The 13,705-nt window shown below is 71.9% G+C and carries 13 protein-coding genes; 5 read left to right on the forward strand and 8 right to left on the reverse strand.

Features of this window, described 5'->3' with window-relative positions; all coding sequences use genetic code 11:
* Positions 1–217: 217 nt before the first annotated feature.
* The 6 genes from K4B79_RS11450 to K4B79_RS11475 all read right to left on the reverse strand — a co-directional run bounded on the left by K4B79_RS11450 (position 218) and on the right by K4B79_RS11475 (position 6,541).
* A complete protein-coding gene (locus K4B79_RS11450) occupies positions 218–820 on the reverse strand; it encodes a hypothetical protein (RefSeq protein ID WP_232026393.1) in 603 nt (200 codons plus the stop codon).
* Positions 807–2,339, reverse strand: coding sequence for a substrate-binding and vWA domain-containing protein (locus K4B79_RS11455; RefSeq protein WP_232026394.1), 1,533 nt, complete (start codon positions 2,337–2,339; stop codon positions 807–809). Before K4B79_RS11455 ends, K4B79_RS11450 begins: the two co-directional genes overlap by 14 nt.
* The gene (locus K4B79_RS11460; protein WP_232026395.1) at positions 2,336–3,499 is read right to left on the reverse strand and encodes a toxic anion resistance protein; all 1,164 of its coding nucleotides are present in this window, start codon (positions 3,497–3,499) and stop codon (positions 2,336–2,338) included. The genes K4B79_RS11455 and K4B79_RS11460 overlap by 4 nt, the downstream gene beginning before the upstream one ends.
* A 17-nt stretch (positions 3,500–3,516) precedes the next feature.
* Positions 3,517–4,590, reverse strand: a complete 1,074-nt coding sequence (locus K4B79_RS11465) for a substrate-binding domain-containing protein (protein WP_232026396.1) — start codon at positions 4,588–4,590, stop codon at positions 3,517–3,519.
* A 246-nt stretch (positions 4,591–4,836) separates the two neighbouring features.
* Entirely contained in the window at positions 4,837–5,256 is a 420-nt protein-coding gene (locus K4B79_RS11470; RefSeq protein ID WP_232026397.1) for an SCO4983 family protein, read from the reverse strand.
* A gap of 73 nt (positions 5,257–5,329) precedes the next feature.
* Complete coding sequence (locus K4B79_RS11475; RefSeq protein WP_232026398.1) at positions 5,330–6,541, reverse strand: pyridoxal phosphate-dependent aminotransferase; 1,212 nt, start codon at positions 6,539–6,541, stop codon at positions 5,330–5,332.
* 125 nt (positions 6,542–6,666) lie between these two features.
* Between K4B79_RS11475 and K4B79_RS11480 the strand changes: the two genes are divergently transcribed.
* Both K4B79_RS11480 and K4B79_RS11485 read left to right on the forward strand, forming a co-directional pair.
* The gene (locus K4B79_RS11480) at positions 6,667–7,347 is read left to right on the forward strand and encodes a hypothetical protein (protein WP_232026399.1); all 681 of its coding nucleotides are present in this window, start codon (positions 6,667–6,669) and stop codon (positions 7,345–7,347) included.
* A gap of 199 nt (positions 7,348–7,546) precedes the next feature.
* Positions 7,547–8,410: a S1 family peptidase gene (locus tag K4B79_RS11485; RefSeq protein WP_232026400.1), complete on the forward strand. Its 864-nt coding sequence runs from the start codon at positions 7,547–7,549 to the stop codon at positions 8,408–8,410.
* Between the two features lie 10 nt (positions 8,411–8,420).
* Here the strand turns inward: K4B79_RS11485 and K4B79_RS11490 are convergent, their stop codons facing one another.
* Both K4B79_RS11490 and K4B79_RS11495 read right to left on the reverse strand, forming a co-directional pair.
* Complete coding sequence (locus K4B79_RS11490) at positions 8,421–10,028, reverse strand: N-acyl-D-amino-acid deacylase family protein (protein WP_232026401.1); 1,608 nt, start codon at positions 10,026–10,028, stop codon at positions 8,421–8,423.
* A 10-nt stretch (positions 10,029–10,038) separates the two neighbouring features.
* Positions 10,039–11,304: an amino acid deaminase gene (locus K4B79_RS11495; RefSeq protein WP_232026402.1), complete on the reverse strand. Its 1,266-nt coding sequence runs from the start codon at positions 11,302–11,304 to the stop codon at positions 10,039–10,041.
* Positions 11,305–11,438: 134 nt separating this feature from the next.
* On the opposite strand from K4B79_RS11495, the gene K4B79_RS11500 reads away from it, so the two are divergent.
* The 3 genes from K4B79_RS11500 to K4B79_RS11510 are packed head-to-tail and all read left to right on the forward strand — an operon-like array spanning position 11,439 to position 13,674.
* Positions 11,439–12,506: a sugar kinase gene (locus K4B79_RS11500; protein WP_232026403.1), complete on the forward strand. Its 1,068-nt coding sequence runs from the start codon at positions 11,439–11,441 to the stop codon at positions 12,504–12,506.
* The gene (locus K4B79_RS11505; RefSeq protein WP_232026404.1) at positions 12,503–13,267 is read left to right on the forward strand and encodes an IclR family transcriptional regulator; all 765 of its coding nucleotides are present in this window, start codon (positions 12,503–12,505) and stop codon (positions 13,265–13,267) included. The genes K4B79_RS11500 and K4B79_RS11505 overlap by 4 nt, the downstream gene beginning before the upstream one ends.
* Positions 13,264–13,674, forward strand: a complete 411-nt coding sequence (locus tag K4B79_RS11510) for a RidA family protein (protein ID WP_067438641.1) — start codon at positions 13,264–13,266, stop codon at positions 13,672–13,674. Before K4B79_RS11505 ends, K4B79_RS11510 begins: the two co-directional genes overlap by 4 nt.
* The last annotated feature ends 31 nt before the right edge of the window (positions 13,675–13,705 follow it).

Below are 13,705 nucleotides of genomic sequence, written 5' to 3' on the forward strand. Positions count from 1 at the left end.
TCACGGCCGGCCGCGGTGGTAGTCGGCGAGGCCGCGCACAATGGGGTGCGTGGCTCTGGGCCCGTCGTCACGCGTCTCCGTCTGCCCCGACGGGGGCGGTGACGACGGGCCTTCGCCATAGGGGTCTCGGTTGTATGCCGGGTGCGGGTCGGTTGTGGCTGGTCGCGCCCGCGCGGCGGAGCCGCATATTGATACAGTCCCGCGCCCCTGGGTGGGGCTACTGAGCGCGGTCTTGCAAGTACCGCGTATGACTCTCCTGCCTTCGCGCCTCTGTTTCCCTCAAGCCGGACGCCAGGCGGTCCGCCTCCTCGTGCAGCAGCGTCAGCTGGCGTTCCAGATGCCGTTCCGGCGGCTCCGTGCCCGGTGTCATCCGTGACCACCACCGCGTGCGTACGAAGGTGTCGACGGCCTCGGGGATGTCGTGGCGGATGGCGCGGGAGAGGGTGTGGATGCCCTCGGGGTCCTGGGCGAGGACCTCGCTGACCCAGCCGGGGTCGAGGAGGGCGGCCAGGAGTTCGGTCAGTTCGGTGAGGCGGCCGGACGCGGCGGGGGGCAGCTCGACGTCCGTGAGGTAGCCGCCGAGCTTCTCGAAGTCGTCCCGCAGGGCCTCCAGCTGCGCCGACGGATCCGGGAAGTCCGGCAGGGACGGCCGCTCCGGAGGGGCGATCAGCGCGCCCGCGCCGTACAGGCCCGCGACGACGACCGGCCAGTACGGTCCGGCCACGCCCGTGAAGGTGAGGACCAGGCCCACCAGACCGCACGCGCTGCCCGCGATGTTCTTGCGGGACTCCAGATAGCCGGTGAACTCACTGATAGCCACGGATCTCCTCGAAGGCGCCGTCCAGGGAGCCCTGTCGGGCGTCGAAGAGGCGGCCGCCGGTCAGGTCGGCGATGTGCTCCAGTTCGGAGCGGTCGGAGTCGCCGAAGAGGATGGGGAAGACGGGGATGTGGCGGCGGTCGGTCCCGAGCCCGGCGTAGAAGGCGTCGAAGTCCTTGGCCTCCGCGCCGGCGGTGTTCTCGCCGTCCGTCATCAGCACGATCGAGGTGAAGGTGTCGCGATCGGTGCCCAGGTGGTCGTAGGCCTTTTCCAGGGAGGTGTAGATCGCGGTGTCGCCGTTGGCGGTGAGGGCGTTGGTGTCCGCGCGGATCGCCGCGAGACCGGACTTGGGGTCGGCCGGGTCCACCACATGCGTGCGGACGCTCTTCACCTCCGAGCCGAACGGCATCAGGGTGACCTCCTCGCGGTCCCGGAAGTCCCCGGTGAGGTCGGCGAGCGCGGACTTGAGGCGGGCCAGGCGGTCGCCCTTCATGGAGCCCGAGGTGTCGAGGACGTAGACCGTGCGGGAGGGGCGGCGCAGGTCGTTCTCGTACGAGTCGAGCAGGCCGTCGGCGACGGAACGGCTGCCGGGGAAGGGCAGTTCGCGGCGGCGGGTGGTGTCGAGGCCGGTGGCGGGGGCGACGGAGGCGACGACCGGGCGGCGGTGCGTGCGGTCGGTGATCAGCCGCTGGACCGGCTCCGAGCGCAGGGCCTCGGTGAGCCGGCGGACGTCCTCGCGGGTCGCGGCGCCGGTGGCCGCGAGGGAGGAGAGCGGGTAGTCGGCGGTGACGACGCCGTCGCGGGGGCGGATCACGGTCAGGCCCGGGATGCCCTTGAGGACGGACTCGTAGTTGAGCAGGGCGTCGACGGTGCCGCGCCGCTGGTAGGCGGTGGCCAGCCAGCCCGAGGAACCCGAGGTCAGCCGCTGCCCCTGGAAGAACTCCTTCAGCCGGGGCGTGGCCTTGGTGACGTCGGCGTCGGTCAGCGCGGACTGGGCGCCGGAGAGCGCGGAGGCGACGGAGACCAGCGTGGCGAACCCGGAGTTGGAGCGGGCCGGGTCGGTCATGCCGTAGGTCAGCTTCCCGTCCCGGACCGCCCGCTCGACCCGGGCCCAGGTGACGTTCTCCGGCTGCCAGCCGAGTTCGAGGACGGTGGACGCCTTGACCCCGATCGCGACCGGGCTCGACATGACCGGCGTCTCGGAGACCACCTTGCGCGCCGCGTCGGGACGCAGCCGCAGATAGTCGTTGGACGCCAGCCACAGCGCGTCGTACCGCTCGTCGGCCGTGCCCTCGGCCAGCAGGTCCACGGCGTCGAGGGTGCCCATGTAGGTGGGCCGGACCTTGATGCCGGTGTCCTTCTCGATCCGGTCGAGGACCGGCGTCATGTCGCCGAGTTCGCTGGAGGCGAGGACGCGCAGGGTGCCGGCTTCGGGTGCGGCCGGGTCCTCCCGCTTCTCCTGCCCGCTGCACGCGGTGAGGAGGGCCAGCAGGGCCAGGACGAGGATCGGGACTCTCCTCACGCGAGGCCCCCTTCCATCGCGCCCCGCGACCGGCTGCGCTCCAGGTACGCGCCCGCGTGCTGGAGTTCGGCGGTCAGGGACTCCACCGTGGACGCCATCGCCTCGGTCGCCTGGACCTTGTACGTGTCGATCGTGTCGAGGGTCCGGTAGATCTGCTGGAAGGCGGAGCGCAGGGTCTCCGCGCCCACGGCCGGGTCGGCGGCGATCCGCTGGATCTCCCCGCTCTGTGTGGCGAGCATCTCCGCGTTGCCCCGGATGAGGTCCTCGGTCGTCCCGCGCAGGGCGTTGACCTGCTCGACGACCTTCTTCTGGTGGTCCAGGGCGGAGGCCAGCATCACGGAGATCCGGAGCGCCGACACGGTGGTCGTGGCCGCCCGGTCGACGCCCTTGATCAGCTCCTCGTTGTTGCGTCGTACGACGTCCATGGCGAGGTAGCCCTGGGCGCACACCGCGAGCTGGGTGAGCAGGTCCTGATGCTTCTGCCGGACCGGGAAGAGGACGTCGGCGCGCAGCCCGTCGGCCTCCTGGGGATCCGTGACGGCCGTGATGTGCTCCTCGACGGCCGTGTCCAGGGCCTCGGTGAGTACGACGTACTCCTGGAGCTTGCCCATGGTCTCCCACAGCCGGACCCGCTCGGTCTGCAACGCGGCGTTGTCCCGGCGCAGTTCGTCCTGGCCGCCGCGCAGCGAGCCCACGATCCTGTTCAACGTGCCCTGCGCGGTGGCGTACTTGGCCACGTGGTCGCGCAGCTTGTTGCCGCCCGGCAGCCGGGACAGGAACTTGCGTCCCTTGGCGGCGGGCAGGTCGCGCGGGTCCAGGTCCTCGACCACGCGCCGCAGTTCGACGAGCGATCCGGCCACCTGGGACTGGGCGTCACCGCCGTTCGACGGCAGGCTCCGCACGGTCCGCTCCAGCATGCGGTTGGACTGCGCGGCGGCGCTGCGCATCTCCCCGGCGCCGAGCGCGGTGATCTCCCCGACCTTCCCCGCGAACTCGGGGGAGCGGGCGTCCAGGGCGGCGAGGCCCTCGACGTAGGCGGCGGCCTTTCGGGCCATGTCGGTACGGACGGTGTCGTCGACGGGGACGAGCCCGCCGGCCTTCTCCCGGGGTACGGCCGTGACGGCCTCGGGAGGGGTGAGGACAAAGGTGTCGTCGGTCATGTGCGGTTCCCCCGTGATCAGCCGCGCGCCCGGCGCGCCATGTCGTGCAGCACCTCGGAGGTGGGCACGGGCGCCTGCCGGATGCCGGTCAGCTTCTGGTTGAGGTAGTCGGCGTGGGCCGCCGTGGCCCGGGTGAACTCGGCGGTCGAGCCCTGCGGCCGGAACCCGTGCCGGACGGCCAGCTCACGCAACTCGGGGTCGGTGCTCAGCAGTTCACCGAGAGAGCGGCCCTCGTCCGTCAGCGGTACGACCGTGTGGTCGCTGTTGGCGGTGGTGTCCGGGTAGAGCACGACGAGGTCGTCGACGCCCTTCTGCTCGGCGAGCAGCGCGGCGACCTGCGACTCGTAGACCAGCACCAGCGGATTGCCGGCGCCGCTGACGAAGTCCCGGAAGGTCGCGTCCGTGCTGGACTGCTGGGCGCCCTGGACGGTGACCAGCTTGCGCATCAGCGGCGCGGTGCGGTCGACGTCGGCGTCACTCGCGGCCACCTTGCCGCCGGCGGCGACGTAGGAGGCGGCGGCGAGGTACAGGGCGCCCGAGTTGGAGGACTCCGGGTCGGTGCTGGCGAGGTAGAGGGTGCCCGTCAACTCCCCGTACTTCTCGGACCCCTTGAGCTGCTGCCAGGTGCGGTCCTCGGCGGCGGCGTCGAGATAGGCGGCCATCTTCAGCGTGCCGCGGTGCTTCTCCAGCGCCGCGAGCCCGTTGGCGGCCAGCACCTCGGCGGCGCCCCGGTGGGCCACGACGACGAGCGGCGAGTAGAAGGGCACCGGCAGGGGTTGCCGGGCCTTGTACTTCGCGGCCAGTTCGTCGGCCGGCGCCTGGCTGGACGGGAAGGCGAGGTCGTACCCCTTGAGGTCCAGCCCCTCCATGGCCCAGGACCCGGAGGTCTCGGCCCGCACGGTGTAGCCCTTGGCGGCCAGGGCCTTCACCACATCCGGATCGCCGAAGAACTCCGCCTTCTCCGATCCGATCACCGCACGCACGGTCTTCGTTGCCGTGCCCTTGTCCCCGTTGTCCCGGCCCGCTGCGACGGCTGCCACCACTCCGCCGATCAGCAGAACCGCGAGGACGATTCCCACGATTCGTCTCACACGGGGGAGCTTCCTCCCGGAACCCAACATTCCCCGCCTGGGGGGATGAACGGGGGGTGACATACCGGCCCCGTCCCTGCAACGCGCCCCCTAAGGGGCGCGGGGAACGGCGCGCTCAGCCACGGACGACCGGCACTCGCGTACGGCAGAAGCTCCCACGGCGCCCCGCGGTCAAGGCGAACGCAGTGCTGTGGCACCCGGTCCGCGCGTCGCTGCGGGTGCACGCGGACCGGGGCCGTTCGAGGGTCAGCCGACGCTGCTGAGCTCCTGCGGCTCGGCCAGCGCGGCGGCATGCGCGTCCATGCGCTCGGCGGCGAGGATCGCCACGGCCGTGTCGGCGCGCGACGCGGCGACCACCAGCGCCCGCCCCGCGAGAGCGTGCGCCCGCTCGTGCAACGCCGCACTGCCACCCCCGCCGGAGGCAACCGCACGGACCGGCGTACCGCCACCCCGCAACCGTGTCACCTGCTCGGCGAGCCGCTCCGCGGCCGTGTCGAGGTCCTCGGCCGGTTCGAGCGCGCGCAGCGCGTCGGTGACGGCGAGCAGCGCGGCCAGATGGCCCGCGAGCTGGATGTCCAGCTCTTCCTCGCGGGAGCGATGAGGGAAGTCGGAGGTGGTGCCGGCCATCGTGCTGTGGACCGACTTGGTGCGGATCGGCTCGTACATGGGATGGCCTCCTGTGCTGTCAGGAAGCCATCTTAGCTTAGATTTCGTCTAAAGTTGAGCGGACCCAAAAGATCTACGGCTGTCCGTAACCGTCCAGGAAGTTCCCGATCCGGGTGATCGCCGACCGCAGATCCCGGGCCGTCGGCAGGGTCACCACGCGGAAGTGGTCCGGCTCGGGCCAGTTGAAGCCGCTGCCCTGGACGACCATGATCTTCTCCTGCCGGAGCAGGTCCAGGACCATCTGCCGGTCGTCCTTGATCTTGAAGACCTTGGGGTCCAGGCGCGGGAAGAGATACAGCGCCCCCTTCGGCTTCACGCAGCTCACGCCCGGAATCTGGGTCAGCAGCTCGTACGCCACGTCCCGCTGCTCGCGCAGCCGCCCGCCCGGCAGGACGAGGTCGTCGATGGTCTGCCGCCCGCTCAGCGCGGCCACCACTCCGTGCTGACCCGGCATGTTCGCGCACAGGCGCATGTTCGCCAGGATCGTCAGGCCCTCGATGTAGGAGTCGGCGTGCGCGCGCGGCCCGGAGATCGCCATCCAGCCCACCCGGTATCCGGCCACCCGGTACGCCTTGGACATGCCGTTGAAGGTGAGGGTCAGCAGGTCCGGGGCGACCTTGGCGGTCGGGGTGTGCGTGGCCTCGTCGTACAGGATCTTGTCGTAGATCTCGTCGGAGCAGACGAGCAGGTTGTGCCGGCGCGCGATGTCGGTCAGGCCCCGCAGCATCGCCTCGTCGTAGACGGCCCCCGTCGGGTTGTTGGGGTTGATGATGACGAGCGCCTTGGTGCGGTCGGTGACCTTGCGTTCGATGTCGGCGAGGTCGGGCATCCAGTCGGACTGCTCGTCGCAGCGGTAGTGCACGGCGGTGCCGCCGGAGAGGGAGACGGCCGCGGTCCACAGCGGATAGTCCGGCGCCGGTACGAGGACCTCGTCGCCGTCGTCCAGCAGGCCCTGCATGGCCATCACGATCAGCTCGGAGACGCCGTTGCCGATGAAGACGTGCTCGACGTCCGTCTCGATGCCGAGGGTCTGGTTGTGCATGACGACCGCCCGGCGCGCGGCCAGCAGGCCCTTCGCGTCGCCGTAGCCGTGGGCCGTGGAGACGTTGCGGAGGATGTCCTCCAGGATCTCGGGCGGGCACTCGAACCCGAACGCCGCCGGGTTGCCCGTGTTCAGCTTGAGGATGCGGTGCCCCGCCGCTTCCAGGCGCATCGCCTCCTCGAGAACCGGGCCCCGGATCTCGTAACAGACGTTGGCGAGCTTGGTCGACTGGATCACCTGCATGTCTGGGAGCTTACGGCGGGGTAACGCCCGCCGGGTCGTGTTTTCCGCCACTTGAGACGCGGGGCGCGGTCCGTTGTCGTCGGCGTTTGTCCCGTGGGCCCCTCCCGTGTCTAGAATTCGCCGCCATGTCGACGCCAGCAGAGGACGGAACCGGGACGCAGCCCCAAGGGGCGCCGAACGTGTACCTCCCGAGGGGCGGGTCCACACCCGCCTACGAGGCGTACCCCGATCCGGCGGCCGCGCACGGCTGGCAGAACACCTACGACGAGACGGCCGAACTGCCCGCGGTGGCCGACGCCCCGGGCGTGCTTCCGTCGACGGTGGAGGCGGCACCGGAACGCCCTGTCGCCGCCGGTGCGCGCTCCCACCGCAGGCGCGGCGGTGCGGAGACTCGGCGGTCACGGCGGATCGCGGTCGCCGCGGGTGCGGCCGGAGCGGTGTCCGTGGTCGCGCTGGTCGCCTGGTTCTCCTTCTCCGGTACATCCTCGGACGCGCCGAGCGGCAACGGCCGCCCGACCCCGGCCGCGGGCGACACCGCGGCGGCCACGGACCCGGGCACCCCCGCGGACACCGGATCCGCCGACCGCCCGTCCGACGGCTCCGGGGCCGCGGCACCGTCCGACACCGCCCCGACACCGGCGAGCCCGACCGCCCCGACGGCCGCCCCGGCGACCGAGGGCGACGCGAAGCCCTCCTCACCGGCGCCGACCCCCACCGCCACCTCGGAGGCCCCCACCACCTCGGCCCCCGGCAACTCGGACGCCAAACCGGGCCGCGGGCAGGGCGCGAGCAAGGGCCCCAAGTAGCACGCGGGCAAGGCTCCCGGGCGGCGACGGAGCCCCGCGCATGGCGGCGGACATCGCCCAGCGGCAGTGCAAACCGGCCACACCCGGGCCGGAAACAACTCCTTGCCCTCACCCACCCCTCGCCTAACAATGCGCATGACAAAACTGCGGGTGGCCGGAAGATCTCCGGTCACCCTCGTCATGCAGAGGGGACCCCCACATGAAGAAGCCTCTCGTCGCCGCGCTGTTCGCCCTGGTGATCACCGGGGCGGTCGCGGCGCCCGCGGTCGCGGCACCCGCGCCCGCCGAGGACAGAGCAGCCCCCGCGGCCCAGGCGGCCCCCGCCGCCCAGGCCGTCACCTTCGCCGGCACCGTCTCGCTCAGCAACTGCTCCGGCTCCGTCGTCCGCTTCCCGGCCTCCGAGGACGACGACCCGGCGATGGTGATGTCGAACGGCCACTGCCTGGAGACCGGCTTCCCGGCGCCCGGCGAGGTCCTCGTCGACCGGGCCTCCAGCCGCACCTTCGGTCTGCTCAACTCCGCGGGCACCCGGCTCGGCACCCTGCGGGCCAGCAAGATCGCCTACGGGACGATGACCGACACGGACGTGGCGCTGTACCAGCTCACCACCACCTACGCGCAGATCAAGAGCTCGTACGGCATCACCGCGCTCACCCTGAACGACACCCGCCCGGCCGCCGGCAGCGCCATCACGGTCGTCTCCGGCTACTGGAAGCGGACGTACGCCTGCAACGTCGACGGCTTCGCCTACCGGCTCAAGGAAGGCTCCTGGACCTGGAAGGACTCGGTCCGCTACACCTCCGCCTGCCAGACCATCGGCGGCACATCGGGCTCGCCCGTCATCGACAACGCCACCGGCAAGGTCGTCGCCGTCAACAACACGGGCAACGAGGACGGCGGCCGCTGCACCGACAACAACCCGTGCGAGGTGAGCGAGAACGGCACCGTCACGGTCCGCCAGGGCATCAACTACGCCCAGCAGACCTACCAGATCCCGGCCTGCTTCGGCCTCGACAACAAGCTCGACCTGAGCAGGGCCGGGTGCACCCTGCCCAAGCCGTAGGGGGCAGACCTCAGCGGGTCCTGCGCACCGATCGTCCCGCCAGTACGTCCGTCCGGCGGCCGTCCTCGATGACGGGACGGCCGTCGACCAGGACGTACGGGATGCCCGTGGGCAGGACGCGCGGGGTGTCGAAGGTCGAGCCCGCGGCCACCGTCGCCGGGTCGAAGAGGACCAGGTCCGCCCGGTAGCCCTCGCGGACCAGCCCGCGGTCCGGCAGGCGCAGCCGGGCCGCGGGGCGCGAGGTGAGATGGGCGACGCACTCCTCCAGGGAGAGCACGCCCAACTCCCGTACGTACCGGCCCAGATAGTGCGGGAAGGTGCCGTAGGCCCGAGGGTGCGGCTTGCCGCCCTGGAGGATGCCGTCGGAGCCGCCCGTGTGGACGCGGTGCCGCATGATCGTGCGGACGTTCTCCTCGTGGCCCACGTGCTGGAGGATCGTCGGGCCGAGCCGGTCCTCCAGCAGGAGCCGCCGGGCCGTCACCCACGGCTCCTCGCCGCGCAGGTCGGCGGACTCCCGGACGGTACGGCCGACGAAGTCCGCGAGCGCCTGGTCGGTCACGCCCGAGATCTCGATCGTGTCCCACTCGATGGGCACCCCGTGGCAGCCGTCCGCCCCGGTCACCTCCATGTGGTGCCGGATGCGGGCCGCGGTCTCGTCGTCCGTCAGCCGCCCGAGGACCGCCTCCGGGCCGCCCTCGCTCGCCCAGCTCGGCAGCATGGCCACCAGGGTCGTGCAGCCGGGCGTGTAGGGGTAGGTGTCCAGGCTGATGTCGGCGCCCTCGGCCAGCGCCTTGTCCAGCAGTGCCAGCAGCTCGGGGGCCCGGCCCTCGTTCACGCCGAAGTTCATGGTGGCGTGGGCGAGATGGAGCGCGCAGCCCGCCTCCCGTGTGAGGGCCACCATCTCCTCGTACGCCTGAAGCGCGCCCGCCCCGTACGAGCGGTGGTGCGGGCAGTAGTAGCCGCCGTACGAGGCCACCACCCGGCACAGCTCGGTCAGTTCGGCGTCCTTGGCGTACATGCCCGGCGTGTAGGTCAGGCCCGAGGACATGCCGACGGCGCCCTGCTCCATGCCTTCGGCGACCAACTGCCGCATCCGGTCCAGTTCTTGGGGCGTCGCCTCGCGGTCCTCCCAGCCGACGGCGAGCGCCCGGACCGTGCCCTGCGGGATCAGATAGGCCGCGTTCACGGCGATCCCGCGGTCCAGCCGGTCGAGGTACTCGCCGACCGACCGCCAGTCGAAGTCGATGTCGTCGCCGTAGCCGTTCCAGCCGGTGATGGCCCGGCGGACCTCCTCCAGCGTGCGGTCGTCGACGGGCGCGTACGACAGCCCGTCCTGGCCGAGCACTTCGAGCGTCACGCCCTGCGCGGCCTTGGCGCTGTGGTCGGGGTCGCGGAGCAGGGCGAGGTCGCTGTGGGCGTGCATGTCGATGAAGCCGGGAGAGAGGACCAGGCCCTCGGCGTCCACCTCCCTGCGGGCCTTCGGGCGTTGACAGCCGGCGTCGGCCGCCTCCTTGACGATCGACACGATCCTGCCGCCGTCCACCACCACGTCGGCGCGGTACGAGGGTCCGCCGCTGCCGTCGACGACGTCGGCGTCCCGGATGACGAGCTCTTCCATCGGCGGCCTCCTAGAAGTAGGTGCGGATGTAGTCGACGACCGTGCCGTCCGCCTCCGCGACCGGGATCAGCTGCCACTTGTCGAAGGACGTGCACGGGTGGGAGAGGCCGAGGCCGACCCAGTCGCCGACCTCCAGCTCCGCCTCCGGCGCGGTCCGCAGCCAGGCGTGCTGGTCGGACAGGCCCGTCACCTCGATCCCGGCGGCCGGGCGCTCGGTGCCGTCCCGCCGTACGACCTGGGCGAAGGGCAGGTCGAGGTCGTGGGCCGCGTCCCGCTTGCCGGCGTTGGTGAAGGCCTGCTCGGGGGAGGGCCGGGAGACGACCTGGGTCCACAGCCGGAAGGCGGGCTCCAGGGCCCCTTCCTCCGGGACCCGGTTGAAGGGTGTGAGCTTGCGGTAGTGGCCGTCGTCGTGCGAGACGTAGGCGCCCGAGCGGAGCAACTTCAGTACGGGGGCGGACAGTTCGGGGATATCCGCGAAGACGTCGGCCACCGCGTCGAACCAGGCGCTGCCGCCCGCGCTGACGACGATCTCGTCCGTCCCGGCGAACCGCCCCGCCTTGTCGAAGTCGGCGGCCAGCGCGACCAGCCGCCGCAGCCAGGCGTGCACCCGCTCGGGCGTGGCCTGCGGCACCTCGCCCTCGTACCCCGCGACCCCGACCAGCCGCAGGGTCCGCGTCCCCGCCACGGCGTCCGCGACCGCCGCGCACTCCGCCTCCGTACGGACGCCGGTACGGGCGCCCTCGCCGGCGGCGAGCTCGACGACGACGTCGAGAGGGCGCCGCGCCCCGCTCAGGGCCGCGTCCATGAGTTCCACCCCGCGCACGGAGTCGACGTAGCAGATGAGACGGAAGGACGGATCGGCGTCGAGCTCGGCGGAGATCCACTTCAGGGCCGCCGCGTCGACCAGTTCGTTGGCGAGGAAGACCCGCTGGACGCCGAACGCCCGCGCCACCCGCACCTGGTGCGGCACGGCGAGGGTGATGCCCCACGCCCCGCGCTCGATCTGCCGCCGGAAGAGCTGCGGGGCCATGGACGTCTTGCCGTGCGGCGCGAAGGCGAGGTGGTGCCGGGTCGCGTACGTCTCCATCAGCGCGAGGTTGTGCTCCAGGCGCTCGGCGGAGAGGGCGAGGACGGGGGTGGTGAAGCCGCCGGTGAAGAGGTTGCGGCGCTGGGCCGCCAGCTCGCCGACGGTGAGGCCGTCCGCGTCCGGGGGGAGGCCCTTGAAGCGGTGGTCCACGCGTTCCTCGGCCAGGCGGTCGAGCGCTTCGGCACTCATGGAGCCTCCCTGATCTGATGGGTTGCATTCTCTGCAACGCTCGTTGCGTATATCGCTTACCGCTGTCTAACATCTCGGCCACGCGGGGTCAACGGAGCCGCCGCCCCCGCACACACCGAGGAGCTACGACGATCGTGACCGTCACCGGACCTTGCAATGCCCCCGACGTCGTGGACGTCGTCGCGCTCGGCGAGTCCATGGTCACCTTCCTCCCCTCCCGGCCCGGCCGCCTCGCCGACGTCCCCTCCTTCGAGCGGGGCATCGGGGGCGCGGAGTCCAACGTGGCGTGCGGGCTGGCCGCGGCGGGGCACTCCGTGCGGTGGGTCAGCCGGGTGGGCGCGGACGGGTTCGGGGATCACCTGGTCGAGGAGATCGGGTCGTACGGAGTGGATGTCTCCGCCGTCCGCCGCGACCCGGCGCGTCCGACGGGCGTGTACTTCCGTACGGCCGGGGACCGGGCCACCGACGCCCACGAGGTGGCGTACTACCGGGCGGGGTCGGCGGCCTCCGCGATGTCCTTGGAGAACCTGGACATGGCGGCGGTACGTGCGGCCCGGATCCTGCACCTCTCGGGCATCACGGCGGCCCTGTCCGCCGACTGCCTGGACCTCCTCCGCGCACTGACCGCCCCCCGCCCCGGACGACCGCTGGTCTCCTTCGACGTCAACCACCGGGCGGGCCTGTGGCGCGACCCCCACGGCCCGCGGGTCCTCCTGGACCTGGCCCGCGGCGCCGACCTCGTGTTCGTCGGGGAGGACGAGGCGGAGGAGGCCTGGGGAGTGACGGGCGGCCCGGAGGCGATCCGGGCACTGCTCCCGGAGCCGTCGGTGGTCGTGGTGAAGCAGGGGGCGAGGGGAGCGACCGCGTTCACCGGCACTCCGCCCGCGTTCACCGGCACCCCGCCCGTCTTCGTCCCCGCCCTCCACGTCACCCCCGTGGCCACGGTCGGCGCCGGCGACGCCTTCGCCGCCGGATTCCTCTCCGCCACCCTCCGGGACCTCCCAGTGCGGGACAGGCTCCGCCACGCCCACCTCTGGGCCGCCGCCACCCTCACCGCCCCCGGCGACCTCGCCGCACCCCCCGCCCGTGACCACGCCGACCGTCTGGCCGCCCTGGACGACACCGCGTGGGGGACACTTCGACTCGGCCCCGGCTGGACAGCAGCCGCGCACCGGGCCGAGGAGGAGGTACACACCCCATGAGCCAGACCGTCGACCGCGCGCTGAGCATCCTGCCGCTGCTCGCCGAGGGCCCCGCCGACCTCGGCCAGGTCGCCGACCGCCTGGGCGTCCACAAGTCCACGGCCCTGCGCCTCCTCCGCACGCTGCACGAGCACGGCCTGGTCTACCGCCAGTCCGACCAGCGCTACCGCCTCGGCGCCCGCCTGATCGCGCTGGCCCAGGAGGCGATGGAGAACCTCGACATCCGCGAGATCGCCCACCCCCACCTCGTACGCCTGAACGAACAGTGCGGCCACACCGTCCACCTCGCGGTCTACGAGGAGGACGAGGTCCTCTACATCGACAAGGTGGAGAGCCGCTACCCGGTCCGCATGTACTCCCGGATCGGCAAACCGGTGGCGATCACCGTCGCGGCGGTGGCCAAGCTGCTCCTCGCCGATCTCCCCGAAGCCGAGCGCCGGAGCCGCGCCGACAAGCTCGACTACCCCCTCTACACGGCCCGTTCGACCCCCAACGCCCCGGCCTTCCTCAAGGAGTTGGAGCGGGTGCGCGAACAGGGCTGGGCCACCGACCTCGGCGGCCACGAGGAGTCCATCAACTGCGTCGCCGCACCGATCCGCGGCGCCGACGGCAGGGTCGTGGCCGCGATGTCGGTCTCCGCGCCCAACGTCGTCGTCACCGCCGACGAACTCCTCACCCTGCTCCCGCTGGTCCGCCGCACCGCGGACACGATCAGCGGGGAGTACTCCGGCAAGACCCCCGTCAAGGAAGTCACCCCATGACCGAGAAGATCGCCCTCACCCCGAAGACCCACACCACCCCGCCCGCCAAGTTCTCGCACGGCGTGAAGAAGGGGAACATCCTCCAAGTCGCCGGTCAGGTCGGTTTCCTCCCCGCCGAGGAGGGCAAGCCCCCCACGCCCGCCGGCCCCACCCTGCGCGAGCAGACCCTCCAGACCCTCGCCAACGTCAAGGCGATCCTGGAGGAGGGCGGCGCGAGCTGGGACGACGTGATGATGATCCGCGTCTACCTGACCGACGTGGACCACTTCGCCGAGATGAACGGCATCTACAACACCTACTTCGAGGAGCAGGGCCTCACCGCGCCCCCGGCCGCCCGCACGACGGTCTACGTCGGCCTGCCCGCCGGACTCCTCATCGAGATCGACGCGCTCGCCGTCCTCGGCTGAGCGCGGCCGACCTCCCCCGACTCCCGCACGT

This window comes from Streptomyces lincolnensis (assembly GCF_021173675.1).
In the GTDB taxonomy this organism is placed as follows: Bacteria; Actinomycetota; Actinomycetes; order Streptomycetales; family Streptomycetaceae; genus Streptomyces; species Streptomyces lincolnensis_B.